The organism is Streptomyces sp. P17, from assembly GCF_032436805.1.
Lineage (GTDB): Bacteria > Actinomycetota > Actinomycetes > Streptomycetales > Streptomycetaceae > Streptomyces.
The window spans coordinates 29,625-53,755 of sequence record NZ_JAVRBF010000056.1; the positions used below are offsets into that span (position 1 = coordinate 29,625).

The 24,131-nt window shown below is 71.6% G+C and carries 21 protein-coding genes and 5 pseudogenes; 15 read left to right on the plus strand and 11 right to left on the minus strand.

The features are described 5' to 3' along the window. Nucleotides 1-57 precede the first annotated feature (57 nt). Nucleotides 58-705, plus strand: a complete 648-nt coding sequence (locus RMT89_RS30485; protein ID WP_315886999.1) for a biliverdin-producing heme oxygenase — start codon at nucleotides 58-60, stop codon at nucleotides 703-705. A gap of 15 nt (nucleotides 706-720) precedes the next feature. On the opposite strand, the gene RMT89_RS30490 is transcribed toward RMT89_RS30485, so the two are convergent. After that, nucleotides 721-1,365: a PhzF family phenazine biosynthesis protein gene (locus RMT89_RS30490; RefSeq protein WP_315887000.1), complete on the minus strand. Its 645-nt coding sequence runs from the start codon at nucleotides 1,363-1,365 to the stop codon at nucleotides 721-723. Beyond that, nucleotides 1,358-1,495, minus strand: coding sequence for a hypothetical protein (locus tag RMT89_RS30495; protein ID WP_315887001.1), 138 nt, complete (start codon nucleotides 1,493-1,495; stop codon nucleotides 1,358-1,360). Before RMT89_RS30495 ends, RMT89_RS30490 begins: the two co-directional genes overlap by 8 nt. Nucleotides 1,496-1,743: 248 nt before the next feature. Here RMT89_RS30495 and RMT89_RS30500 point away from each other — a divergent pair. After that, nucleotides 1,744-2,218 (plus strand): annotated as a pseudogene (locus RMT89_RS30500) (FTR1 family protein); the annotation flags it as partial. Beyond that, on the plus strand, nucleotides 2,178-3,173 hold the full coding sequence (locus RMT89_RS30505; protein ID WP_315887002.1) for a hypothetical protein: 996 nt from the start codon (nucleotides 2,178-2,180) through the stop codon (nucleotides 3,171-3,173). The pseudogene RMT89_RS30500 and the gene RMT89_RS30505, both read left to right, overlap by 41 nt. An 11-nt stretch (nucleotides 3,174-3,184) precedes the next feature. On the opposite strand, the gene RMT89_RS30510 is transcribed toward RMT89_RS30505, so the two are convergent. After that, the gene (locus RMT89_RS30510) at nucleotides 3,185-3,916 is read right to left on the minus strand and encodes a bifunctional DNA primase/polymerase (RefSeq protein ID WP_315887003.1); all 732 of its coding nucleotides are present in this window, start codon (nucleotides 3,914-3,916) and stop codon (nucleotides 3,185-3,187) included. Nucleotides 3,917-4,076: 160 nt separating this feature from the next. Between RMT89_RS30510 and RMT89_RS30515 the strand changes: the two are divergent. Beyond that, nucleotides 4,077-4,887: pseudogene (locus tag RMT89_RS30515) on the plus strand (glycerophosphodiester phosphodiesterase). On the opposite strand, the gene RMT89_RS30520 reads toward RMT89_RS30515, so the two are convergent. The 4 genes from RMT89_RS30520 to RMT89_RS30535 all read right to left on the minus strand — a co-directional run bounded on the left by RMT89_RS30520 (nucleotide 4,865) and on the right by RMT89_RS30535 (nucleotide 9,183). Beyond that, on the minus strand, nucleotides 4,865-5,479 hold the full coding sequence (locus RMT89_RS30520) for a TetR/AcrR family transcriptional regulator (RefSeq protein WP_315887004.1): 615 nt from the start codon (nucleotides 5,477-5,479) through the stop codon (nucleotides 4,865-4,867). The pseudogene RMT89_RS30515 and the gene RMT89_RS30520 sit on opposite strands and share 23 nt — an antisense overlap. Before the next feature lie 40 nt (nucleotides 5,480-5,519). Continuing rightward, nucleotides 5,520-6,509, minus strand: a complete 990-nt coding sequence (locus RMT89_RS30525) for a small ribosomal subunit Rsm22 family protein (RefSeq protein WP_315887005.1) — start codon at nucleotides 6,507-6,509, stop codon at nucleotides 5,520-5,522. Nucleotides 6,510-6,751: 242 nt separating this feature from the next. After that, nucleotides 6,752-7,927 (minus strand): serine hydrolase domain-containing protein, encoded by a 1,176-nt coding sequence (locus RMT89_RS30530; RefSeq protein WP_315887006.1) that lies wholly within the window; start codon nucleotides 7,925-7,927, stop codon nucleotides 6,752-6,754. Continuing rightward, complete coding sequence (locus RMT89_RS30535; RefSeq protein WP_315887007.1) at nucleotides 7,879-9,183, minus strand: multidrug effflux MFS transporter; 1,305 nt, start codon at nucleotides 9,181-9,183, stop codon at nucleotides 7,879-7,881. Before RMT89_RS30535 ends, RMT89_RS30530 begins: the two co-directional genes overlap by 49 nt. A gap of 88 nt (nucleotides 9,184-9,271) precedes the next feature. Between RMT89_RS30535 and RMT89_RS30540 the strand changes: the two genes are divergently transcribed. Beyond that, a complete protein-coding gene (locus tag RMT89_RS30540; protein WP_315887008.1) occupies nucleotides 9,272-10,315 on the plus strand; it encodes a Gfo/Idh/MocA family oxidoreductase in 1,044 nt (347 codons plus the stop codon). Here RMT89_RS30540 and RMT89_RS30545 read toward each other — a convergent pair. Beyond that, nucleotides 10,302-11,942 carry an alkaline phosphatase D family protein gene (locus RMT89_RS30545; protein ID WP_315887009.1) on the minus strand — a complete coding sequence of 547 codons (1,641 nt, stop codon included), beginning with the start codon at nucleotides 11,940-11,942 and terminating at the stop codon, nucleotides 10,302-10,304. The genes RMT89_RS30540 and RMT89_RS30545 overlap by 14 nt on opposite strands. A gap of 134 nt (nucleotides 11,943-12,076) precedes the next feature. On the opposite strand from RMT89_RS30545, the gene RMT89_RS30550 reads away from it, so the two are divergent. Continuing rightward, the gene (locus RMT89_RS30550; RefSeq protein ID WP_315887010.1) at nucleotides 12,077-12,844 is read left to right on the plus strand and encodes an SDR family oxidoreductase; all 768 of its coding nucleotides are present in this window, start codon (nucleotides 12,077-12,079) and stop codon (nucleotides 12,842-12,844) included. A gap of 231 nt (nucleotides 12,845-13,075) precedes the next feature. On the opposite strand, the pseudogene RMT89_RS30555 reads toward RMT89_RS30550, so the two are convergent. Both RMT89_RS30555 and RMT89_RS30560 read right to left on the minus strand, forming a co-directional pair. Continuing rightward, nucleotides 13,076-13,702, minus strand: a pseudogene (locus tag RMT89_RS30555) (aldo/keto reductase); the annotation flags it as partial. 58 nt (nucleotides 13,703-13,760) lie between these two features. Next, nucleotides 13,761-14,087, minus strand: a complete 327-nt coding sequence (locus RMT89_RS30560) for a nuclear transport factor 2 family protein (protein ID WP_315887011.1) — start codon at nucleotides 14,085-14,087, stop codon at nucleotides 13,761-13,763. A 131-nt stretch (nucleotides 14,088-14,218) separates the two neighbouring features. Here RMT89_RS30560 and RMT89_RS30565 point away from each other — a divergent pair, with 131 nt between their 5' ends. The 6 genes from RMT89_RS30565 (at nucleotide 14,219) to RMT89_RS30590 (ending at nucleotide 19,549) form a co-directional block, all read left to right on the plus strand. After that, nucleotides 14,219-14,776, plus strand: a complete 558-nt coding sequence (locus RMT89_RS30565) for a DoxX family protein (protein WP_315887012.1) — start codon at nucleotides 14,219-14,221, stop codon at nucleotides 14,774-14,776. 52 nt (nucleotides 14,777-14,828) lie between these two features. Continuing rightward, the gene (locus tag RMT89_RS30570; protein ID WP_315887013.1) at nucleotides 14,829-15,188 is read left to right on the plus strand and encodes a MazG-like family protein; all 360 of its coding nucleotides are present in this window, start codon (nucleotides 14,829-14,831) and stop codon (nucleotides 15,186-15,188) included. A 272-nt stretch (nucleotides 15,189-15,460) separates the two neighbouring features. Further along, a complete protein-coding gene (locus RMT89_RS30575; protein WP_315887014.1) occupies nucleotides 15,461-15,772 on the plus strand; it encodes a pore-forming ESAT-6 family protein in 312 nt (103 codons plus the stop codon). Between the two features lie 32 nt (nucleotides 15,773-15,804). Next, nucleotides 15,805-16,197, plus strand: coding sequence for a DUF6507 family protein (locus RMT89_RS30580; protein ID WP_315887015.1), 393 nt, complete (start codon nucleotides 15,805-15,807; stop codon nucleotides 16,195-16,197). After that, nucleotides 16,194-18,692 (plus strand): hypothetical protein, encoded by a 2,499-nt coding sequence (locus tag RMT89_RS30585; RefSeq protein WP_315887016.1) that lies wholly within the window; start codon nucleotides 16,194-16,196, stop codon nucleotides 18,690-18,692. The genes RMT89_RS30580 and RMT89_RS30585 overlap by 4 nt, the downstream gene beginning before the upstream one ends. Continuing rightward, nucleotides 18,689-19,549 (plus strand): immunity 49 family protein, encoded by an 861-nt coding sequence (locus RMT89_RS30590; RefSeq protein WP_315887017.1) that lies wholly within the window; start codon nucleotides 18,689-18,691, stop codon nucleotides 19,547-19,549. Before RMT89_RS30585 ends, RMT89_RS30590 begins: the two co-directional genes overlap by 4 nt. Before the next feature lie 38 nt (nucleotides 19,550-19,587). On the opposite strand, the gene RMT89_RS30595 is transcribed toward RMT89_RS30590, so the two are convergent. After that, nucleotides 19,588-19,809 carry a hypothetical protein gene (locus RMT89_RS30595; RefSeq protein ID WP_315887026.1) on the minus strand — a complete coding sequence of 74 codons (222 nt, stop codon included), beginning with the start codon at nucleotides 19,807-19,809 and terminating at the stop codon, nucleotides 19,588-19,590. Here RMT89_RS30595 and eccD point away from each other — a divergent pair. The 3 genes and pseudogenes from eccD to RMT89_RS30610 form a co-directional block, all read left to right on the plus strand. After that, nucleotides 19,718-21,049, plus strand: a pseudogene (gene eccD / locus RMT89_RS30600) (type VII secretion integral membrane protein EccD). The gene RMT89_RS30595 and the pseudogene eccD sit on opposite strands and share 92 nt — an antisense overlap. Before the next feature lie 15 nt (nucleotides 21,050-21,064). Further along, complete coding sequence (locus RMT89_RS30605; RefSeq protein ID WP_315887018.1) at nucleotides 21,065-22,339, plus strand: hypothetical protein; 1,275 nt, start codon at nucleotides 21,065-21,067, stop codon at nucleotides 22,337-22,339. Continuing rightward, nucleotides 22,336-23,982 (plus strand): annotated as a pseudogene (locus RMT89_RS30610) (FtsK/SpoIIIE domain-containing protein); the annotation flags it as partial. The gene RMT89_RS30605 and the pseudogene RMT89_RS30610, both read left to right, overlap by 4 nt. Nucleotides 23,983-24,131 lie beyond the last annotated feature (149 nt).

Sequence of the window (24,131 nt, forward strand, 5' to 3'; positions counted from 1 at the left end):
ACAGAGCGTCGGCAAACCTATTGACTTAGGTAAGCCTTACCTTAAAGGATGTTCCGCATGGACTCCTTCTCGACAGTCATCCGCACCGCCTCGCACGAGCAGCACGTGGAGGCCGAGACCTCGACGTTCATGAGCGACCTGCTCGGCGGCCGCCTCGGCGTCGACGCGTACGCGCGCTACACCGAGCAGCTGTGGTTCGTCTACGAGGCACTGGAGGGCGGGGCCGAGAGGCTGGCGTCGGATCCGGTGGCGGGGCCGTTCATCCAGCCGGAGCTGTTCCGGCTGCCCGCGCTGGAGAAGGACCTGGCGCATCTGCGGGGGCCGGAGTGGCGGGCCGGGGTGTCGGCGCTTCCGGCGACGCGGGCGTACGCGGACCGGGTCCGCGAGTGCGCGCGGCAGTGGCCGGGCGGCTACCTCGCCCATCACTACACCCGCTACCTCGGCGATCTCTCCGGCGGCCAGATCATCCGCGACAAAGCGGAGAAGACCTGGGGCTTCGAGAAGAAGGGCGACGGCGTCCGCTTCTACGTCTTCGAGGAGATCACCAACCCGGCGGCCTTCAAGCGCGGTTACCGGGAACTGCTGGACGCGGTCCGGGCGGACGACCTGGAGAAGCAGCGGATCGTGACGGAGTGCAAGAAGGCGTTCGCCTTGAACACGGCGGTGTTCCGGGCGCTCGGGGAGGAGTTCCGCCTGTCGGCGTGACCGGGGGTCAGGGGGTCAGCGTTCGAGGTAGACCCGGCCCCCGAGTTCCACCCAGCCCCCCGGCTGCGGAGCCGTCAGCATCTGGGAGCCCGTGCCCTGCGTGATGTTGAGGGCGCGGCCCAGGTGTTCCGTCAGGAGCAGGGCCGCCGCTCCCGTCGCCTCGTCCTCGTCGATGCCGTCGCCCCGGCCGGGGAAGCCGCGCGCGCGGATGCGGCCCGCGGACTCGTCCTCCCATGCCCAGGCATAGATCCACTCCCCGGGCTCGGGAACCGGCAGCGCGTCGACCTCGGCGGCCGATCCGTACTGCCGCAGCGTCCGCGCCGGAGCCCACTCCGCCCGGGCCTCGATCCAGCAGAACTCCCCGTCCTGCCGGGCCCCGACCACCCCGGCCGGCGTGACCAGTTCCGGCACGTCCAGCAGCCAGGCCGCGCCCACGCAGGGGTACCCGGCGAACGGCAGCCGCACGCTGGGCGTGTAGATGTCGATGACCCCCCGCTCGGGGTCGTCCACGAACACCGTCTCGCTGAACCCGAGCTTCGCCGCGAACGCCTGCCGGTCGCTCCGCTCGGGCAGCACGGATCCCTCACGGACGACGCCCAGTTCATTGCCGTAGCCGCCGTTCGGCGCACAGAAGACGCGCAGCACGTCGTAGTCAGTCACGGGGGCATTGAAACATCACCCGGGCGGCGAGGTCGTCCCAGGTCGCGGGGGTGCCGGGAAGGCTCCAGAAGCGGGTGGGACCCACGCCGTACGGCAGCGAGGCGATCGTGCCGGCGTACGCCCTTTCCACGGCGGCCCGTTGGCGTTCGGCGTCCGGGGCATCGGGGTGCCCGCGAGCCCTCGCATGCGGTGCTCGTGCGCCCGGGTCACCTCCTCGGCGGCCCGCCGCCACTGCCCTTCGGCGGGCACCTGGCTCTTCACGGACACTTTTCGGCCACCAGGAGCACCCATGCGCCCCGCCAGACTCACCGCTGTCGCCGCCACCGCCGTCGCGGCGGCCCTGACCGCCGTAACGGGGTGCACGGAAAAGGGAGAAGGCGGTTCGTGTGGACGTCGGTGCGGGCGGCCGGGGACGGCTCCTCGGACCCGGTGATCGGCGCGGGGCTGGGCCTGCCACCGCGGTGTTCCTGGGCCGGCTGTTCTACCGCGGCGCCCTCAGGATCAATCTGGCGAGGTTCTTCACCTGGACCGGCGGCATGCTGGTCGTGGTCGCGGCCGGTGTGCTGGCGTACGGCTTCCATGACCTGCAGGAGGCCGACTGGCTGCCGGGCCTGACCGACAAGGCCTTCGACCTCACCGGGACCATCCCGCCGGACAGCTGGTACGGCACTCTGCTGAAGGGTGTGTTCGACTCCGGCCGGATCCGACCGTCCTCCAGGTCACGGTGTGGCTGCTGTACCTGATCCCGACGCTCGCGCTGTTCCTCGCCCCGGTAGGGTTCGCCTCCGGGAAGGGGAAGGTGAAGCAACCCGATGAGCACGGATCGCGGCCCTCGAAGGCTCCGCAGGCTTGACCGGAGGGTGCTGGTAGCGGCCTCCGTGACCGCTTTGTCGTTGACGGCGAGCGGGTGCGTGGTGGTGCACGGGGAACGGGAGTTGATCCCCGCCGCCACCCGGGCCGAGGCGGCCGAGGCGCTGAAGGACTTCACGGCGGCGTACAACGCGGCCGACAAGGCGTACGACAGTTCCCTGGACGCCGACCATGTCACCGGCGCGCTCGGTGACATCGACGCGGCGCGGCTGAAGGCGGGCCGTGTCAACAACCCGGACGGCAACACCGGGCACTCCCCACTGGAGTTCACGGACGCCGAGTTCACGATCCCCAAGAAGCCGGGCTGGCCGCGCTGGTTCCTGGCCGACGCCCAGGGCAACCGCGGCGGTGACTCCCGCTGGCTGCTGGTGTTCACCCGGGACGGTCTCGACGACCCGTGGGAGGCCGCGTATCTGACGCTGGTGGCCCCGGACAAGATGCCGGAGTTCAAGAAGGACAAGGACGGCTGGGCCGAGGCGGTCGACGCGAAGTCCACCGAACTCGCCATCGCCCCCAGCGACTTGAGCAAGGACTACACGGCCTACCTGAAGAACGGCGGCGAGACCTTCGCGGACGGCAGCCACACCTCCGGCTGGCGGGAGAAGCGCGCGAAGAACGCCGAACGGCCGGGGCTGGTCACGCAGTACATCGACGAGCCGCTGACCGAGGGCGACTACGCGCCGCTGGCGCTGCGCACGGCGGACGGCGGGGCGCTGGTGTTCTTCACCACGCACCACTTCCAGAAGCAGACGGCGGCGCCGGGCACCGCGGTGCCCACCCCGAACAAGGATGTGCAGGCCCTGACGACGGGCGAGATCAAGCAGTCGCTGACGATGGAGTTCGTCTCGAACGAGGTGGCGCTGGACCCGGCGAGCGGCGGCGGAGACGTGTCGATACTGGGCCGGATCGAGGGCCTGACGGGCGCGAAGGGCGAGTAGATCCCTCGGGTTCAGCGGCGCGAGGGCCAGGCGGCGTGCGGGTGGTCGGAGTCCTGGCCGGCGTGGCGGGCGCAGGAGTCGGTGAGGACCTCCAGCAGGCTCAGCGGGTCCGGGAGAGGATGCTCGGGCCCGCGTACCCAGCGCACATGCTGGTCGTCACCGGTGAGCCGGGCGGGCGGCACGAGGACGTACGAACCGCGGCAGTGCCACCGTAGACCCGGATGCTCGTCCATCGTCTCGGGGTGGCAGTCCAGTTCGCAGGGCCACCACTCGTCCTCGTCCTCGGGGGTGCCGCGGGTGAGGGTGAAGAAGAGCAGGCGTCCCGCGTCGCTCTCGGCGACGGGGCCGACCTCGATACCGGCGTCGAGGAGCCGGGTGAGGGCCTCGCGGCCGGCCTCCAGGGGGACGTCCAGGACGTCGTGGACCATGCCGGTGGCGGTGATGAAGTTGGCCTGCGGCTGGTGGCGGGCCCAGCGCTCGATCTGGCCGCGGTCGGTGGTGGACTGCGTCTGCCAGGCGAACGACACCGGGTGCTGGGCGGGGGTCGGACAGCCGACGCGGTCACAGGAACAGCGGTAGCCGGGCGCCGGGTACGCGGCGGGCGCGAGCGGCAGTCCCGCCGAGGCGGCGGCGAGCAGCAGAGCCTCACGACCGCCGTCGTCGGCGGTCTGCTGGGGGCGGCGGCCGCGCAGCCACCGGGAGAGTTTGCCCTGCAGGCCTCGGTCGCCGAACTCCGCGCTCATCTATCCCCTCGCCTCGCTGTCGTGCGGAACAGCATGCCCTATGGTCCCACCATCGTGCGCTCCGGGGGGCCGTAGCCGACAACAGGGGTAGGTGGGGCGAGGCCCGGGATCGAGTGCCATTGCACGCTTTGCCGTGATTTACGCCCCTACCGTGGTCGTCATGGTCACATGGCTCGCGGTGACGGCCCCGACTGCTTCCCTGTCCATGCCGCCGACCCCACTGGCGTGGGGCACGGGCCCCCTGACCGTCGACGCGCTCCCCCGCATCACGCATGTCGCCCACCGCGGCGGCGCCCGCGAGGTTCCCGAGAACAGCATGGCGGGCCTGACGGCGGCGTACGCGCGCGGGACGGCACAGGTCCTGGACTTCGACACGCGCGCTCTGCGCGACGGCACGCCGGTGGTGTTCCACGATCCGACCCTGGACCGGACGACACACCGGTCCGGCGCGGTGCGGACCTTGGACTCCCACGGCTGGCGGGCGGTACGGCTGCGCCCGGCGCCGTCGCTGCCGGGCCGCTGGCGTCCGGAGCGGCCGCCGACGGTGGCGGAGGTGCTGGACCGGTTCGGCGGGCCGATCCTGCTGATGCTGGAGGTGAAGGACCCGGGGAGCCTGGACCGCCTGGCGGCACTGATCCGCGGCCGGGACCTGGCCCGCTCGGTGCTGGTGAAGACGAACGACCCGGCGGTGGCCCGCCGCGCCGAGGCCCTGGGCCTGCTGTCCCAGCTGTGGCGCTCGGCCCGTCAGCTGCGCACGGACCGCCCTGCCCGCTGGCGGTCGTACGTGGACGTGCTGGACGGACCACCGCGCCCGGGACGCGGATCCGCGGCGGGCGGTGCGGTCCGGGATCCCCCGGGTGTGGGCGCACACGGTGGTGACCCCGGCCCAGCGGGACCGGGCGCTGGCGCTGGCCTGCGACGGGGTGATCACGGACGCGCCGGGGCGGCTCAGCGGGGTGCGAGTCCGTTGAGGGCGTAGTCGACGAGGGTGTCGGTGTACTCGTGGGAGAAGGGCCCGGAGTACTGGAGCCAGCGCTGGGCGAGAGGCGAGACGAACAGTTCGAGCGCGATCCGCGGGTCGATCTCCGGGCGCACCTGGCCGGCGGCCTGGGCGGAGCGCAGCCGCTCGACGTAGAGCTGGAGCGAGGGTTCGAGCAGCTTGGTCACGAACTGCCGCCCGAGCTGCTCGTTGACGACGCCCTCGGCGGCGAGGGCACGGGAGGGCACCTCGAAGCGCGGGTCCTTGAGCTCGTCGACGGTGGCGCGGAGCACGGCCTTGAGGTCGGCGGCGAGGTCTCCGGTGTCGGGGATGGCGTACGGCTCCTGGCCGGCGTCCCGGCTCGACTGCTCCCCCAGGTCGAGGAAGGCTTCCATGAGCACCTCGGCCTTGGAGGACCACCACCGGTAGATCGTCTGCTTGCCGACGCCGGCCCGAGCGGCGATGCCCTCGATGGTGGTCCTGGGGTAGCCGACCTCCCCGACGAGGGCGAGGGCGGCGTCGTAGATGGCGCGGCGGGACTTCTCACTGCGGCGGGTGGAGTCCGGGGCGAGGTTCTTGGCCATGGCTCGAATTTACCAGGCTGACAAGACGGAGCGTCTCGTTCTAGCCCTCGGCCGGAGGCCAGGCGTCGCCCCAGTCCGCGTCGCGGGCCGCCTTGTAGAGGTCGCCGTGGCGTTTGGTGACCGTCGTCCGGGCGAGGCCCGGGTCGGTCTCGCAGAGGTCGAGGATGACCTGGCCCTTGCGGATCTGGGGTTTGCGGACGATGCGGGCGGGGGCCGGGGTGGTGGGGAAGCGGGTGGCGGCGACGTAGGCGAACTTCTCGTCCTCGTAGGGGAGGGAGCCGCCCTTGACCTGGCGGTGGAGGGAGGAGCGGCTGACCCTCGTCGAGAAGTGGCACCAGTCGCTGCCCGGGGTGATGGGGCAGGCGGCGCTGTGCGGGCAGGGGGCGGCGATGTGGAAGCCGGCGGTGATCAGGCGGTCCCGGGCCTCGATGACGCGGGTGTAGCCGTCGGGGGTGCCGGGTTCGACGATGACGACGGCCTGGGCGGCGGAGGCGGTGGCGTCGACGAGGGTGGCGCGGTCGTTTTCCGCGAGCTCGTTGAGGACGTAGGAGATGGTGATGAGATCGGTGCTCTCCAGGGAGAGCGCTGCTCCGATACGAGAGCGCTGCCAGCGGACGTCGTGCAGGTCCGGGTGGGCGGCGGCGATCTCGCGGCCGAGGGCGAGGGCGGGCTCGGCCCAGTCGAGGACGGTGACGGGGCGGCGGCCGGACCAGGTGGCGGTGACGGCCCAGGTCGCGGCGCCGGTGCCGCCGCCGACGTCGATGTGACTGTCCGGGGCCCATGCGGGGGCGGCGTCCGCGAACGCCTCCAGCGCGGCATGCACCGCCTCGAACGTGGCGGGCATCCGGTAGGCGGCGTACGCGACCACGTCCGCGCGGTCGCGGAGGATCGGGGCGTGAGTCGGGGTGGCCCCGCGATAACTGGCGATCAGCCGCTCCACCGCGGCGGCGGCCTGCCGGGGCGGAAGCCCGTCGAGGAGACCGGCAAGGGCGGTACGCAGGGTGTCGGCCGGGGCTACGGGGTCGTTCACCCGCCGATTCTAATCCGGCCTGCGGTGGCCCTCCGCACCGCATGCGGGTTCCGATATGTCCGGCTGTTGGTGTGCGCGGTCCGTAGCGGTGCATATCCGGGGCTTGTTGATCCGGCGGACATCGCGGCTTCGCCATCCCCTACCAGGGGCAGCAGATCACCTACCGGCAGGACGTCGGGGAACAGAACCGCGGAATCCTCACCGGAGACCTCACGCTTCCCGACGGCGTCGCTTGATGCGCGTCACCGCTCCCGTACCGCCCGCGCCACCCGGGTCCCGGCTGCCGCCCTGGGGCGGCTGTCCGCCGCCCGTCTTCGCGGATGCACCGTGTTCGCCAGCAGGACCAGGAAGGTGTCCGTCGCCCGGTCCAGGACGAGCATCGTTCCGGTGAAGCCGGTGTGGCCCGCCGCGCCCCGGCCCGCCAGCTCCCCCATGAACCACTCCTGGTCCAGGGCGAAGCCGAGACCCGGTGGGGTCAGGAGGAGTTCGACGAAGTCGGGGCCGAGGATGCGGGCGGGGCCGTAGGAGCCGCCCGTCAGCAGGGTCCGGCAGAACACCGCCAGGTCGGGTGCCGTGGAGAACAGGCCCGCATGACCCGCCACGCCGCCCAGCGCCCACGCGTTCTCGTCGTGGACCACGCCCCGCAGCATCCCCCGGTCCGCCTTCGCCCACGGCCGCCGCTGGTCCTCCGTCGCCGCCGCACCGGGGAACGGGCCGAAGCGGGTCGAGGTCATGCCCAGGGGGCGGGTGATGCCGTCGTGGATCAGGACGTCCAGGCCACGGCCCGTGATGCGTTCCAGGACGTGCTGGAGCAGGAGCATGTTCAGGTCGGAGTAGCAGTACGTGCCGGGGACCCCGATCGGCACCTCCGCCCGCAGCCGAGCCAACCGCTCCGCGTCGTCGGCGCAGTCGTACAGCGGAAGCTCGGGCCGAAGCCCGGACGTGTGCGTCAGCAGCTGCCGCACCGTCACCCCGTACCGCGCCGCCCCACGGAACTCCGGCAGATACGCGCCCACCTCCGCGTCGATGCCCAGCGTCCCCCGCTCGATCTGCTGCACCGCGGCCACCGCCGTGAACAGCTTCGTGAGCGAGGCGAGATCGAAGGCTGTCGAGACGGTCATCGGAACGCGGGCGGCCGGCGGGAGCTCCACGCCCCGGTCCGCCTCCGAGTTGTACGAGGCATGGCGAACCGCCCAGCCCGCCGCCGCCTCCACGGCCACACAGGGTCCACGTCCGGCGATCACCACCGCGCCCGCCGCCCAGGGCCGCTCGCCCGTCGTGAGGTCCTGGACCTCGCCGACCAGACGATCGAGCTCCTCGGGGTCGAGGCCCGCCCGCTCCGGTGTGTCGCCGCGCAGTCTCGGTGCGCTCAGCTCCCCGCTCCCTCCACGCTCGCACGCCTGTTCCAGGGACGGCACGTTCCCATGAAGCAGGCCGACGCCACCAGTGCGGCGGCCAGTTGGACGACGGCCATCGGGACGGCCGTGTCCTCCCCGGCGACACCCACCAGCGGGGAGGCCACCGCGCCGATCAGAAACGACGACGTACCCAGCAGCGCGGACGCCGAACCCGCCGCCTGCTTCGTCCGCAGCAGCGCGAGGGTCTGGGTGTTGGGCAGTGTCACACCCATGGCCGACATCAACACGAACAGGGCCGCGGCCACCGGGACGAGGCCCACCTCCCCGACCACCCCCGTCGACATCACCAGCAGCGCGCTCGCCGCCAGCACCACCACACCGAGCCCGACCGCCAGGACGGCGTCCAGGCTCACCCGGCCCACCAGGACCTTGCCGTTGATCTGGCCGACCAGGACCAGCCCGATCGAGTTGAGGCCGAACAGCAGACTGAAGGTCTGCGGGGACGCGCCGTAGATCTCCTGGATCACGAACGGCGACGCCGAGATGTACGCGAACAGCGCGGCGAAGGAGAAGCCACCCGTCAGCATGTAGCCCGCGAAGGCCCGGTCCGCCAGCAGCCCCCGCATCGACCGCAGGGCCTCACCGACACCCCCCTCGTGGCGGTCGGCCGGCGCCAGCGTCTCCGGGAGCCGCGCCCACACCAGCACGGCCAACAGGGCCCCGACCACCGTCAGGACGACGAACACGCCGCGCCAGTCCGTCACCCGAAGGATCTGCCCGCCGATCAGCGGCGCCACGATCGGCGCGACCCCGGAGATCAGCATCAGCGTGGAGAAGAAGCGGGCCATCGCCACGCCGTCGTACAGGTCCCGGACGACGGCCCGCGCGATCACGATCCCGGCGGCGCCCGCGAGGCCCTGCGCCAGCCGGAAGCCGACCAGGAACTCGACCGTGGGGGCGACGGCGCACAGGGCGGTGGCGAAAACGTACACCGCGAGGCCGATGAGCAGCGGGCGCCGGCGGCCCCACCGGTCGCTCATCGGGCCGACCACGAGCTGTCCGAGCGCCATGCCGGCCAGGCAGGCGGTGAGGGTGAGCTGGACGGTCGCGGCGGGCGCGGTCAGGGCCTCGGTGACCTGCGGGAGGGCGGGGAGGTACATGTCCATCGCCAGCGGGGGCGTGGCGGTCAGTCCGCCGAGGACGAAGGTGACCAGCAGTCCGGTGCGCCGCATGGCGCGGGCGGCCGGTTCCGTCTTCGGTACGGCCGCCTGCGCCTCGTTCGGTATGGATGCCCTGGACGCCCCGCTCTCGGGCATGTGCCCTCCCTCTCCTCGCGATCCGGCCCCTATGCTCTCAGCTCGAACAAGGTGCCGAGGGTCAGTGAAGCGAGGGTGGGGCTCGGGGATGGCGGAGCAGAGGGTGCGCTGGGGGATTCTGGCGACCGGAGGGATCGCGGCCACGTTCACGGCCGATCTGGTGGACATGCCGGACGCGGAGGTCGTGGCGGTGGCCTCGCGCTCGCAGGAGTCGGCGGACGGGTTCGCGGAGCGCTTCGGGATCGAGCGGGCGTACGGCGACTGGGCGTCGCTCGCGGCGGACGAGGACATCGATGTCGTCTACGTCGCCACCCCGCACTCGGCGCACCGGGTGGCCGCGGGGCTGTGCCTGGAGGCCGGGCGGAACGTGCTGTGCGAGAAGGCGTTCACGCTGAACGCGCGTGAGGCGGAGGAGCTGGTCTCGCTCGCCAAGGAGCGCGGGAGCTTCCTGATGGAAGCCATGTGGATGTACTGCAACCCGCTGGTGCGCAGGCTCAAGAGCCTCGTCGACGACGGCGCGATCGGTGAAGTGCGGCATGTGCAGGCCGACTTCGGGCTCGCCGGGCCCTTCCCGCCCTCACACCGCCTTCGCGACCCGCTGCAGGGCGGCGGCGCGCTGCTCGATCTCGGGGTCTATCCGGTGTCGTTCGCCCAGCTGCTGCTCGGGGAGCCCTCGGACATCGTCGCGAGAGCAGCGCTCTCCGACGAGGGCGTCGATCTCCAGACCGGAGCACTGCTCACCTGGGAGAGCGGCGCTCTCGCTTCGGTGCACTGCTCCATCATCGGCGGTACGGCGACCTCGGCGTCGGTCACCGGCTCGCGCGGCCGGATCGACATCCCGTACGGCTTCTTCTTCCCGGACCACTTCGTGCTGCACCGGGACGGCCGCGACCCCGAGAAGGTCACCGCCGACCCGGCCGACGGACCCCGGGGCAGCCTCCGCCACGAGGCCGCCGAGGTGATGCGCGCCCTGCGGGCCGGCGAGACCGAGTCCCCGCTCGTCCCGCTGGACGGCACCCTCGCCGTGATGCGGACGCTCGACGCGATCCGGGACCGCGTCGGCGTCCGCTACCCGAGTGAGACCGGAGAGCCCGAGGGCGAATCCGGCGAGCCCGCTCTCACGCGGGCCTGAGCCCCGGCTCCCCCGCATCCGTGACGAAGGACGCGGCCGTCGTGACCGGCGCCCCCGGCGTGGTCACGTACGGCACCGTCCGGAAGTCCGCCCGCGCCTGCTGCTCGCCCAGCGCGACGGTCACATAGCCGCGCCGGCCGTTGTAGAACTTCAGGTGCGGGTTGGCGGTCATGTACGTGTCCCAGTTCGCGGGCTTGTCGGCGCCGTCCCGGCCGCTGGCGATCGAGGTCGCCACGATCTCGGTGCCGCGCACCCGCGAGGCCGGGTCGTCGAAGTCGTCCTTGATGTCGAAGGCGTACCCGACGTGCACATCGCCGGTGAGCACCAACAGGTTCTCCACCCCGGCCGCCTCGGCGCCGTCCAGGATGCGGCGCCGGGAGGCGCGGTAGCCGTCCCAGGCGTCCATCGAGACCCGGGACGGTTCGGTCAGGTCGAACTTGCGCTGCGAGAAGACGACCTGCTGCGGGACGACGTTCCACACTGCCCGCGACCGCTGCCAGCCGTCCAGCAGCCACCGCTCCTGTGTCTCACCGGTCATCGTGCGCGCCGGGTCGTCGACCTCGGGCCCGGGGACCTTGGCGCCGTCGCCGTAGGCCTGGTTGCTGCGGTACTGCCGGGTGTCGAGCACATCGAACTGGGCGAGCCGGCCCCAGGTCAGGCGCCGGTAGAGCTGCATGTCGGGGCCCTCGGGGAGCTGGGGGCGGCGCAGCGGCTGGTGCTCCCAGTAGGCGCGGTAGGCGGAGGCCCGGCGCAGCAGGAACTCCTCGGGCGGGACGCTGTTCTCGGGGGTGTCGTCGGCGTAGTTGTTCTCGGTCTCGTGGTCGTCCCAGGTGACGACGAAGGGGTGCGCGGCGTGCGCGGCGCGCAGGTCGGGGTCGGACTTGTAGAGGGCGTACCGCAGCCGGTAGTCCTCCAGCGTGATCGTCTCGCGGTTGAAGAGCGCGGGCAGGACGCGGTCGGTGTAGTTGCGGGCGCCGCCCACGGAGTTGACGGCGTACTCGTAGAGGTAGTCGCCGACGTGGAAGACGACATCGACGTCGTCGGCGGCGAGATGGCCGTACGGGGTGAAGTAACCGTCGTGGTACGCCTGGCAGGAGACGGCGGCGAGCTTGAGCCCCGAACCGGGGGCGCCGGGGGCGGGGGCGGTGCGGGTGCGGCCGGTCTCGGAGATCCAACTGCCCACGCGGAAGCGGTAGTAGAAGACACGGTCCGCATCCAGGTGGCCTACCTCGACATGGACCGTGTGGTGGAACTCGGGGTGCGCGGTGGCGGTGCCGCGTCTGACGGTGCGGCGGAAGTTCTCGTCGCGGGCCAGCTCCCAGTGCACGGTGACGCGCTCGGCGGGCAGTCCGCCGTCGGGTTGGTAGGGGGCGGGCGCGAGACGGGTCCACAGCAGTACGGAGCCGGGCAGCGGGTCGCCTGAGGCGACGCCGAGCGTGAACGGGTCGTCGGTGATCTGCGCGGCGTCGAGTTCGGCGGCGCCGGCGACACCGGCCGTCGGCAGGTTCACCGCGAAGGCGAGCGCGGCGGCCGCGCCCGTGACGGTGAGGAAGCGGCGTCGGCCCAAGTGCCGGGCGGCGATGCGGAGTTCTGGGGCGTGCTGTGACGGACGTGCGTCGAGTGTCATCCGGTCCTCCCCTGACGAATGAATGCCTCAGGCATTGGAGTGGCCGGGGACGACTCGCGATTGGCGCGTACACAACACCCGGATGGCGGACAGATGAGTTCCGTATGGCGGACCCTCCCGTACGCTGCGGGGCCATGAACGCGAAGCAAACGGGCAAGCCGAGGACCGCCGTGGTGACCGGCGCGGGCTCCGGCATCGGGCGCGCGGTCGCCGTGGAGCTGCTGCGCGCGGGCTGGTCGGTGGCGCTGGCGGGGCGGCGGACCGAGACCCTGGAGGAGACGGCGGCGCTGATCCCCGAGGGCGCCTGGCTCGCCGTACGGACGGATGTGTCACGGCCCGAGGACGTGGCCGCGCTGTTCGCCGCCACGGTGGACCGGTTCGGGCGGGTCGATCTGCTGTTCAACAACGCGGGGACGTTCGGGCCCGGCGGGGTGCCGGTGGAGGAGCTGCCCTACGACGCCTGGCGGCATGTGGTGGACACCAACCTCAACGGGGCGTTCCTGTGCGCGCAGGCGGCGTTCCGGCAGATGAAGGAGCAGGACCCACAGGGCGGCCGGATCATCAACAACGGGTCGATCTCCGCCCATACGCCCCGTCCGCACTCCGTCGCCTACACGGCGACCAAGCACGCGCTGACGGGCCTGACCAAGGCGCTGTCGCTGGACGGGCGGCCGCACCGCATCGCGGTGGGGCAGATCGACATCGGCAACGCTGCCACCGACATGACGGCACGCATGCGAACGGGCGCGCTCCAGGCCAACGGCGAGGTGGCACCCGAGCCCGTGATGGACGTGGCCGATGTGGCGCGCACGGTCCGGCACATGGCGGAGCTGCCACTGGAGGCGAATGTGCAGTTCGCGACCGTCCTGGCTACGGCAATGCCGTACGTGGGCCGCGGCTGAGCCGGCACCTCCACAACTTGCACATCCGGAATTTGACCATCCGCTCCATTGCGGCCGGTCGGCGGCTTATGCTCAACTCTCCTCCACAAGAGCTTCACAGTTGGAGTACAGAGCTTCCGCCGGCCACACCGAGGGGGGGAGTCGGCAGCCGCTCCACGGCGCGGGTTGGGGGTGGACCCCGCGCGGGACCGCGGGGTGCGCACCGCGCCGTGGACGGCTGCCGTACACATGCTCACCGCAGAGGGCGAGCATGTCGGGCGCGTCCTGGAGGACATTGAGCCGATGCTGTACGGCCGCACAGTGCGCGCCCTCGGCGAGGACGGCGGCGCGGTCCGGGTCGTCGGTGCTCCAGGCATACGCCCGGATGAGCTCCTCGCGCACGAACTCCTCGCAGGCCTCGCGGAGTTCGGCAGTCCGCTCGGGACCGGCCTCCGACAGGTGCAGTTGGTACAAGTCGGCGTAATCCGTCTCCAGGCGCCGCAGAGACGCCGTAAGGGCCCGGCGCGCGTACGCCGGCGAGTCGTCGCCGCCGGTGAGGGTCCGGGTCTCCTCGTCGAAGACGTTGCCCCACTTGGTCGCGACGACGACATCGGCGCGGCGCTTGCCCAGCGCACGGCCCAGGACGCGCTCGCTGCGCCCGGCGCCGTAGGTGTCGGCGGTGTCGGCGGTGTCGAAGAAGGTGACACCGAGGTCGGGGGCGCGCCGGACGGCCCGTACGGACTCCTCGTCGTCGACCCGGCCCCAGCCCAGCGGCTGCCCGTCCGGGGCGGTCCACTCACCGCCGATGGCCCAGCAGCCGAAGCCGAGGGCGCTGACGTCGATGCCGGTGCGGCCCAGGGCCCTGAAGTCCGTCTCCATGAGGGCAGACGCCAGGAGTTGGAGCGCGCTTCAGGGCAAGGGGTCCTGCGAATCCGCTCTACGCCTGCCCGGTCTCGAAGCGGCTGATCTTTCCGCTGTCGTCGACCTCGAAGCGCCAGCGCGTGCGCATCTCGCCCCAGGTGTCGTTGCGGTAGCGGGCGATGAGGGCGTGGCCGCCGTCGGACTCGCGGTCGACCTCCATGTGGCCGTTGGACTGGAAGATCTCCCGGTCGATCCAGTCGTCCAGGTCCCGGTCGGCGCCGTCGTCCGCCATGGTCGCGTCCGGGGTGAGCAGGGCCATGAAGGCGTCCCGGTCGTGCTGGTTGACCGCGGTCACGAAGTCCCGGACGACCGGGTCGCTGAGGTTCTTCGGTTGGATCGTCATGACGGCAGACTCACACCGCTCCCGGCACCGCGCCACCCGAACGGCGGCCCGGGCGGGCCCACCTGGTGTGAGGGGTGCGACGGTGGACACGCGGGAGGGGACCGTTCCTGTTGTCTGTTCCGGGAGACATCGTGAGCTCTTACGACCGACGTGATCTGGGTCTGCTTGTGCTCCGGCTGGGTGCCGGCGGAGTGCTCGCCGCGCACGGCGCGCAGAAGCTGTTCGGCTGGTTCGGCGGGGGTGGTATCGAGGGCACCGGCAAGTTCATGGAGTCCGTCGGATACCGGCCCGGACGGACGAACGCGACGATGGCAGGGCTTGCCGAGGCGGGCGGCGGCACGCTGCTGGCGCTCGGTCTCGCGACCCCGGCGGCGGGCGCCGCGGCCACCGGCGCGATGGCGGGCGCGGCCGCGGTGCACACCCCGAACGGCTTCTTCAACGCGGGCGGCGGCTACGAGTACGCGGCGACCCTGGGCCTGGCCGCGACGGGCCTGGCGATCACCGGCCCCGGGCGGCTGTCCCTGGACCACGCCCTCGGCCATGTCTTCGACCGCGGCTGGATGGTCCCGGCGGCGCTGGCGGCGACCGCCGCGGGTACGGCCGTCGTCGTGGGCATGCGCAACAAGCGGCTGCGCGAGGAGCGGGAGGGCGAGCAGGTGGCCCTGTTCGAGGATGAGTTCTCGCGGTAGGGGCACGGACGGCAGGCGGCCCGCTGTCAGTAGGGCATGACAGTCTCCCCGTATGACTGAACAGGCCATCCCTCCCGCCTACGACGACCCCGCCGCCGACCTCTGGGCCGGCATCAACGACCTGTGGACCTGGCTGGACGCCAACCGTCCGGTCGACGGCCAGGAAGGGCTGCTCCTGCGCATCCTGAAGCTGTCGGAGGAGGCCGGCGAGGTCGCCGAGGCGGTGATCGGGGCGACCGGGCAGAACCCGCGCAAGGGCGTCACGCACACCTGGGACGACGTCCAGGCGGAACTCTGCGATGTCGTGATCACGGCCCTGATCGTCCTGCGGACGCTGACGCCGGACACCCGGGAGGTCTTCGCCCGCCACCTGGCCCGGGTCATGGAGCGGTCGCTGGGGCAGCCGTCGTAGCAACGCCGGTGAGGCGAAGGCGTCGACAGACGTTTGCGCGAACGTCGCCACGGCCCGCTCCGCACAGGCAAGCATCTATGTCCCCGGATCCCTCGGAGGGGACATGGTGCAGCATCGTCGACCCAGGCGGCGCCGCCTGGTGCCGGTCGGCGCCGTCGTCACGGCGGCCGGCGTGGCCGTCGCGGGCGGGGCCTGGTTGAACGTCGCCCACCTCACAAGACAGCAGCGCGACAGACTTTTCGCAGCCGCTCATGACCTAGATCAACACGACCATGGGGCAGAGCCTCGACCGCCGTTCGTACGACACCGGCGCCTCGGCCGAGGTGCAGATGAGTTTGACGGGCATCATCGGCCAGCTGGAGCGCGTGCTCACCGACCGCGACAACGCCGTGAAGGCCGCGATGGCCGACTTCACCGCGGACGGCGTCGCCGACGAGTACCACGGCAAGGAGCTGCGCTGGAACCGTGCGGCCGGGGAGGTCCGCGAGATCATCCGGCTGGTCCGCTCGACGATGGAGAACAACGACGGGACCGCGCAGTCGACGCTGGCCAAGGCGAAGGCGGCCGTCGACAACATCGGCTGACGCCGGACGGTTTCTGGAACGGGGGTCGGCACATGCCGAAGTGGGACATCTCGCCGTCCGGGGTCGGACACGTCGTCTCGAACGTCGGGGACGTGATGACGGTCCTGGACGACATCGTCAAGGCGTACTCGGACGACATGGAGGGCGCGGCCACGGCGGCCGGGACGCTCGCGCCGGGCGGGGCGAGCCGGGAGCGCAAGGGTCAGACCGGGCTGGTGGCCGCGGCCCTCGCGGAGTTCCTCACGGGCACCGCGGAGGAGTTGCAGTTCATCGGCGTGCGGGTCGGCAAGTCGGTCAACGGCGCCGTGGAAGCCACCGTCGCCTACCGGGACGGCGACCTGGAGATGGCGGCCGAGGCGCAGCACCGGGCGTCCGGTCTTGTCCGGCCCGATATGCCGGACGGGTGGAAGGCGGGTCGTCTGTGATCCAGCCGGAGTCGATCCCGCTGTTCACCGGTGATCTGGGGGAGTTGGAGCGGCATATCGACGCGTTGCGCGTCGAGGGGGACGGTATCCGCCGGGCCGGCGGGGAAGCCCACCGGCAGTTCCAGGGCCTGTCGGCCTTCTACGAGGCGCCGGAGGCGGAGGAGTTGTTCGCCTCGACCGTGCCGGTGCGGGACACCGCCGACGCGTACGCGGACAAGGTCGCGATGGTGGTGGAGGCCCTGTCGTCGTATGCCGTCGAAGTCGGGCCGATCGCCAAGCGGCTGGAAGCCCTGCAGCGGCAGGCGGTCGGTTTCGTGGCCGGCCTGAAAACCAACGCCGGGGAGTTCGACGAGAACTGGACCGATGACGGGGACAAGGTCGCCGAGCATCAGTCCCTGCTGCACGACATCAACGTCGCCCAGGAGCAGTTCTACGTCGCTGAGATCGCCTGCCACAACAAGATCACGGCACTGGTCGGCGGCACACAGTACGTCCTGGGCACCGGGGCCAAGCAGTTCATACCCCGAGGCGCGGAGCTGTACGGCTACAGCGCCGAGGTACTGGACCAGGCGAAGGAACTGCCCTGGGGGACACCGGTCACGCAGGACCACGACTGGTGGGACCCGAACGATCTCGGCTACTACGCCAAGAGCTACGTCTGGGACGGGTTCATCGTCGACGGCGTCTGGGGCACCGTCGACGGCCTCGCAACGCTCGCCGGCTTCCACGGCTCGGACGCGGCCGCGCAGTCCTGGGAAGGCATCGTGCGCGCAGTGATCGGCGCCGAGACCTACCTGATGGAGTCCGGCGGCCAACAGCCGACCGGCGTCTTCGCGTCCGACTTCGCCCAGGAAAGCAAGGTCTACGCCAAGGAGTTCGCCAAGGGCTTCGTCGCCTGGGACCAGTGGAAGGAGAACCCGGCCCGCGCGGCGGGGATGGTCACCTTCAGCATCCTCACGCTGGGCGCGGGCCCGCTGAAGGCGGCATCTGCGGGGAAGGCGGGTACGGCGGCGAAGGTCGCCAACACGGTCGGGAAGGTCGGCGAGGTCATCGACCCGGTGGGCGCGGCGGTCAAGGTGACGGGGCATGCCATCCCGAAGATCGCCGAGGTCGCCGCGGGCCTGCACGGCGTGGATGACATCCCCGACCTGAGCGCTCCGCACAGCGTGCTGGAACTCTCCGATGGTTCCAAACTCGTCATCGAGGACGGCAGGTTCATCGCCTACGACAAACATGGCGACCTCGTGGGCGAGGCGCCAAGGCAGGAACGATCCCTCGCTGAGGGGACCGCACCGGCGCGGGAGCGGGAGCTCGCTGGAGCTGGCGCGACGTCGCGCGCCTCAGGGGAAGCATCCGGCGGAGCCGGAACCTCGCATGTCACCGGATCTGCGGCACCCGGCTCGGCTGGTTCCGGCGGTGTCGGTGACGGCCATGCCGGCACCGGCACCGGCGGCAGCGGCAGCGGCAGCGGCAGCGGCAGCGGCAGCGGCAGCGGCAGCGGCAGCGGCAGCGGCAGCGGCAGCGGCCTGGAGGGTGCGGGTGGCCCGGACAGTGGAAACCCCGGTCAGCACTCGGAGGTTCCGCGACCGAGCCACATGCGTGACGGAGTCAATCCTTACGGACCGCGCGGAACGCTCACACGGGAGCAGATCGAGGAGATCCAGGTCTACCGGGCCAACCACGAGCCCGGGTATCGCGAGCACTACTACCGCAAGGACGGCACTCGCAAGCTCCTGGAGCGCTACGACGAGAGCGGATACACGCCGCCGCAGCTCACCCGACTGTCGGACGACGGTCCGTGGATTCGTGCCAAGGACGTTCCCGAGCCGCCCAAGCCGCACTTCCTCGACGCCGGCTACATCCGCGTGGGCGCGGACACCGTGACGGGCGCGGACAGGCTCCGAGTTCTGGAAGATGCGGCATGGGAGCGCCATGCCGCCGTCCAGTACGACAACCTCGTCGCGGACTGGAAGGCGCAGACGGGCGCTACCCACGAGCTCCACGGCACCGTCGATACGGCGGCGCAGTGGGGGGAGGCCAAGGGGGCGTACAAGGAATCGCATACCGCGATGGGGGACGCTACCGAGGCTTTTGGCGAGAAAGCGGCTGAATATCACTACATAGCCGAGAACTATCCGGGCTTCGAGAAACAGCCACTGCTGGGGCCAAGGAACGGTAACGACCAGTTCGACCAAGTATGGAAACATGAGGACGGCCGAATAGTTGTAATCGAAGCCAAGAGCAGTCCTGATACCGAACTCGGCAGACGGACCCTTTCAGATGGCCATCAAGTCTCCCAGGGTAGTAGAGAATATTTCTTCGACATCCTCCAGGCAATGAGGAAGCGCGGTGAGCACGACCTCGTCTCGGATCTCAGAAAGGCCCTTCGAAACGGCAATCTGGAATACGTCGCCGTCAAGGGCGAGAGAAACGCAGGCACGTACACTGGCTTCCGGTACCGACGGTTTGACATCAGCAGGGGGACCCTTCCGTGACCGTACAGATCTCCCGACACCTCGCACCGCGCCCAGATGCCGCGCAGTTCGCGGAGCGGCTGGGGGCCGACTTGGCCGAAGAGATCGACGATCTCGAAGGCTCACCCAGCCTGACCGACTTCACGTTCACCACGGCGGTGATGAATCTGCGTGCCCGGTGTGTGATCGACCCGCGCGCAGCGGCTGTTGAGACGTGGGAAGCCGCGGTCACGGCTATGCAGTTGGGGTCTGCGTTGTTCGCTGTGACTGGTCTGAGCGAGGGCACGGTCGAGTGCCGTATCGACCGCAAGGTGCGCACCTTGCGGGCCGTCGGCCCGCTCTCCACCGCCAGCGCCGGTGCCTGGCTGCAAGCGTTCTGGCTGGCGGTCATCTGCCGCGAGCCGCAGCGCATGACTCAGCTCTGCGAGATCCCGCTGGAGCGGCTGCGGCCGCCAGAGGGGCAGTACGACGAGTACATCTACCACTGGGTGGACACGCTGCAGACGTACTGGCTGCGGCGGCCCGGGCTGGTGGAGAAGCTCACCACGACGTTGCAGATGTCGCACCCCGACGTGGCCCGCATCGCCCCCCGCGATCTACTCGACGGCGTGCTCTATCCGCCGATCCACCTCTTCTCCCGCTTGATCGCGAACGACTGGGAAGGCTTCGCCTCGGGCCTGATCGAGGCGTTGAAGCTGCACCGGGCGTACTGGACGCTGAACGAGGAACGGGCGGCGAACATCGACGGCAGCATCGCCCTGGGTCCGCTGGCGATGGCCTGCTGGGCCTATGACGGGCAGGTCGCGCTCGGGGTGGAGTCCGACTACCTCCCCAAGCATCTCGTCGAGCACAGCTGGCTGGGTGAGTTCCCGACGTGACGGCGCAGGATTACGACAGTCAGCTCCTGGAGTCGGTGTCAGTACGCCGTCGCCGTCTCCGCGACGCCCTCCTCTTCGGCGCGCAGCGTCAGCGCCGGTCGCTGGACGAGCGAATGGGGAAGGTGTTCGCCGGGGTCGAGTCGTTCGGTGACCGGCAGTCGTACGGCGCTGAGCCGGGTGACCCTGGTCGGTGAGCGGCGTCGGGTGGACCTCGTACTGCCGTCGCGGGAGCCCATCGGGGTGCTGCTGCCCGAGGTCATGCGGCTGCTGGACGACCGGGTTGGGGAACGGCCCTAGTTGCGGCATCTGATCATCCCGGACGGGTCCGCGCTCGCACACGACAGCACCCTGGAGTCGGCCGGTGTGTCCGACGGGGCGGTGTTGCGGCTCGTGCGGGTCGAGGACGCGCCGTCGGCCCCCGTCGTCCATGACGTCACCGACGAGGTCGCCGACGATCTCGACCTGCGGGTGTGGCGGTGGCGGCCCGCGGTGCGGCGGGCTGTCGCCGGATGCGCCACCGTTTTGTGGGCGTTGGCCGCCGGCTTGCTGGCCCGGAGCCACTTCGATCTCTCCGCCGTCGGGGCGGGGCTGCTCGCGGTCGCTCTCGCCGCTGCCGCCGTCGGCGTCCTGTGCGGGCGGGCCCGACGGCACGCCCTCGCCGCCACCCTGCTGAGCACAGCCGCCGTACTGGCCGTCCTGGGCATCTGGACCTGTGCCGACGCCTACGACTGGTCGAGTGCCGTGCGGTTGGCGCCTGTTGCGGGAGTGATCGCCGTCGCGCTGGCGCTGGCCGGGTGGTTCACGCCGGTGGGGCGTGGGGCGCTGATCGGTGCCGCGGCCGTTGTCGGTTGTGTAGTGGTGTGGGAGGCGGCCCTCGGGCTTCAGGGCGGGGCCGCGACCGCCGCCGGGCAGGCCCGGGTCGGTGCGTTGCTTGCCGTGGTGTCCGTCGTGGTCCTCGGGGTGCTGCCGCGGCTTGCCCTGATGGCGTCGGGGCTGACCGGGCTGGACGACCGGCGTACGGGTGGGGTGTCGGTGAGCCGGTACCAGGTAGGCACCGCACTCGCGGCCACCCACCGTGGGCTGGCCCTCGCCACCGTCGTCCTCGCCGTCTCCGCGGGCGCGGCCGGGGTCCTCGTACTGCGTGAAACTTCGGTGTGGACCGTGACACTGGGCATCGTCATCGCCGTGGCACTGGCACTGCGGGCCCGCGCCTTCCCGCTCACCGCCGAGGTTGTGGCGCTGCTCGTCGCGGCGGCGCTGGTGGCGGTGCGGCTCGTCATGGTATGGGGTGAGCGTTCCCCGGCCGCGAGGCCTGTCGCCGCGCTCGGCCTCCTGGCCGTCGTACCGCTGGTGGTGCTGGCCGTGGAGCCGGCCGAGCATGTGCGGGTGCGGCTGCGGCGTGCCGGGGACCTGGTGGAGTCGGTGGCCGTGATGGCCCTGTTCCCGCTGGTGATCGGCGTGTTCGGGGTGTACGGGCGGCTGCTCGGCACCTTCGCATAGGGCGCGGTGGCGGACATGGCGGAGGGCGGAGACTGGCAGCGGAACGTGCTGCGGGAGCTGGCGGAGGGCGCCCCGGACCCGGTTAGTCCCGCCGTGCCCGCCCCGGCGGCCCAGGCCGCCCCGGCCCCGGTTACTCCCGCCGTGCCCGCCCCGGCGGCCCAGGCCGCCCCGGACCCGGTTACTCCCGCCGTGCCCGCCCCGGCGGCCCAGGCCGCCCCGGACCCGGTTACTCCCGCCGTGCCCGCCCCGTCGGCCCAGGCCGCCCCGGACCCGGCTGCTCCTGCCCTACCCGCCCCGGCGGCCCAGGCCGCTCCCGAACCGCCCCAGCCCCCGGCCCCGCGCCAGACAGGTGACCCACGTGTCCCCGTCCACGTCCCCGAGTCCCTCCCCACCGTCGGCCCCCGGCTCGCCCTGGCCCTGGGCGGCCCGCAGCACGGCGACTCGGTCGCGCGCCGGGCCGGCGGCTCGCTCCGCCGTCTCACCGCCTCCGCCACCCGGGAAGTAACCGAACAGACCCGCCTCGCCCAGGAGTTGCAGCAGCCCGTCACCACCGGCCGGGTCATCGCCGTCACCTCGATCCGCGGCGGCGTCGGCAAGTCCACGGTTGCCGCCCTGCTCGGCCGTACCTTCAACCACTACCGGCACGACCCGGTGCTCACCCTGGAGGCCGACGCGGCCCTCGGCACGCTCCCGGTGCGCATGGGCGCGGACACGGTGCGCTGGTCCTGCGCCGACCTCGCCCGGATCCTCACCCCCTCCATGCAACTCACCGATGTCACCGGCTACCTGGTGCCGGTGACCGACGGCGGCTGGCTGCTGCCCGCGGGCCAGGGACGGGTCGGCGCCCCGCTGGACGTCCCTGCCTACCGGACCGTGACGCTGGCCCTGCGCCGGTACTTCGCGGTGACGGTGGTGGACTGCGAGACGCTGCCCGGCGAGGTGGCGCGTACGGCGATGGACACCGCGCACGCGCGGGTGATCGTCGCCCCGATGACCGCCGAGGGCATCCACGGCACCCGACAGGTCCTCGACTGGCTGGCCCGGCTGCCGCACTCCGCCCTGGCGACCACGGTGGTCGCGCTCAGCGCCAACACCCCTGACGCCACGCTCGACGCGAAGGCCGCCGTCGCACACCTGCGAGAACCCGGCGTGCTCGTCGTCCCGCTGCCCTACGACCGTCACCTCGCCCAAGGAGGCCCCATCCACACCGCCATGCTGGGCCGGAGCACCCGTGACGCGGCCGTCCGCCTCGCGGCCGAGGCGATGCGGCGGGCGGTGAGGGTCAGGTGACGCAGCACGTCGTCCACCGGCCCGCCCGCAGCACCCGTCCCCTCCCGCCTGCCGAGGCCCGGACGGTCGAGGCGCCCCCCAACCTGCCGGAGGGCAAGGTCGGCAACGCGGCCACCGCACTCCTGCCCATGGCCGGAATCGTCAGCTCCGTCGTGCTGATGACCGTCATCCGCAACAGCCAGTTCGCCGCGATCGGGGCCCTCGTTCTGGTCGTCGCGCTGCTCGGAGCCGTGGCACTGTTCCTGTCCCAGCGTGGCAAGGCGCAGCGCACCCGGCGCGTGCAGAGGGAGCGCTATCTGGAGTACTTGGAGGAGCTGCGCGAGGAGTTGGGCTCCGTCGAGCGGGCACGACGGCAGGCGGCACGCGAACTGAACCCACCGCCCGAGGCTCTCTACGACCTCGTCAGGGATCCGGCCAGGTTGTGGGAACGCCGCCGTGCGGACCCTGACTTCCTCTCGGTGCGGGCCGGCACCGGCGACGTGCCCGCTCCGGCGCCGGTCATCGCGCAGAACAGCACCGGCGGTGTCCTCACCCCGCCGGACCCCTTCATGCTGAACGAGGCCCGTGCCCTCCAGAACCGCTTCGGCACGGCGACGGACTTCCCGCTCAACGTTCCGCTGGACCGCGCCGGGAACGTCAGCATCCTCGGCGACCGCGAGGGCGTCCTCCGGGTCGCCCGGACGCTGCTGCTGCAGACCGCCGTGACGCACGCCCCGGACGACGTCGCGGTAGCCATCGCCACCGGTGACGAGCCGCAGTGGGCCTGGGCCAAGTGGCTGCCCCACGTCCTCGATCCACAGACCTACGACGGCCCCGTCGCCGCCCGCCGCATCGCCGCCGATCTGCCCGAACTGGACCGGCTCTGCGCACCCGACCTGCGGCAGCGCGCCGGGTACGCGGCCGAGGTGCGGCGCGGACTGTCCGGCCGGGGCCAGGACGCGCTGCGGCTGACCTCCCGCATGCTGATGATCAGCGACTCCTACGGTGACACCGCGGCCGAACTCCCGCCGCCGGACTCGGCCGTCGGGCTGCCCGACATGGGCGTCACCGTGCTGCACCTACTGGAGCAGCAGATCCACGAGCCCGACCAGGTGAGCGTGCGCATCACCGTCGACGGCGACCGGATCGTCGTGGACGACCTGCGCGGGAACATCGCCCAGGGCACGGTCGACCCGGCGAGCACGGCCGGTGCGGAGGGCATCGCCCGCATGCTCGCCCCGCTGCGCCTGTCGGCGGAGTCGGCCGCCGAGGGCACCCCCGTGTCCGGGCCGGTCGACTTCCCCGCCCTGCTCGGCATTGATGACCCCGCCGCCCTCGACCTGCCCCGACTGTGGGCGCCACGCGGCGAACGCGACTTCCTGCGCGTCCCCATCGGCCTGACGGACCGCCACGAACCGGTGCTCCTGGACCTGAAGGAATCCTCGCAACTCGGCATGGGCCCACACGGGTTGTGCGTAGGTGCCACCGGCTCAGGCAAGAGCGAACTGCTGCGCACCCTCGTCCTCGCCCTCGCCGCCGCCCACTCCCCCGAAGACCTCGCCCTCGTCCTGGTCGACTACAAGGGCGGCGCCACCTTCGCCCCGTTCGCCGAACTCCCGCACGTGGCCGGGGTGATCACCAACCTGGAGAACCAGGCGGGCCTCGAGACCGGCACCACCACGCTCCTCATGTCCGGTGAGCGCAGCGAGGGCCAGCTCTTCCCCGGCCTGTACGCCTCCCAGCAGCCGCCGGGCCGGGGCACGCTCGTCCGCCGCGGCCGACCCCACCAGCTGGTCCAGACCGCCGTAACAGA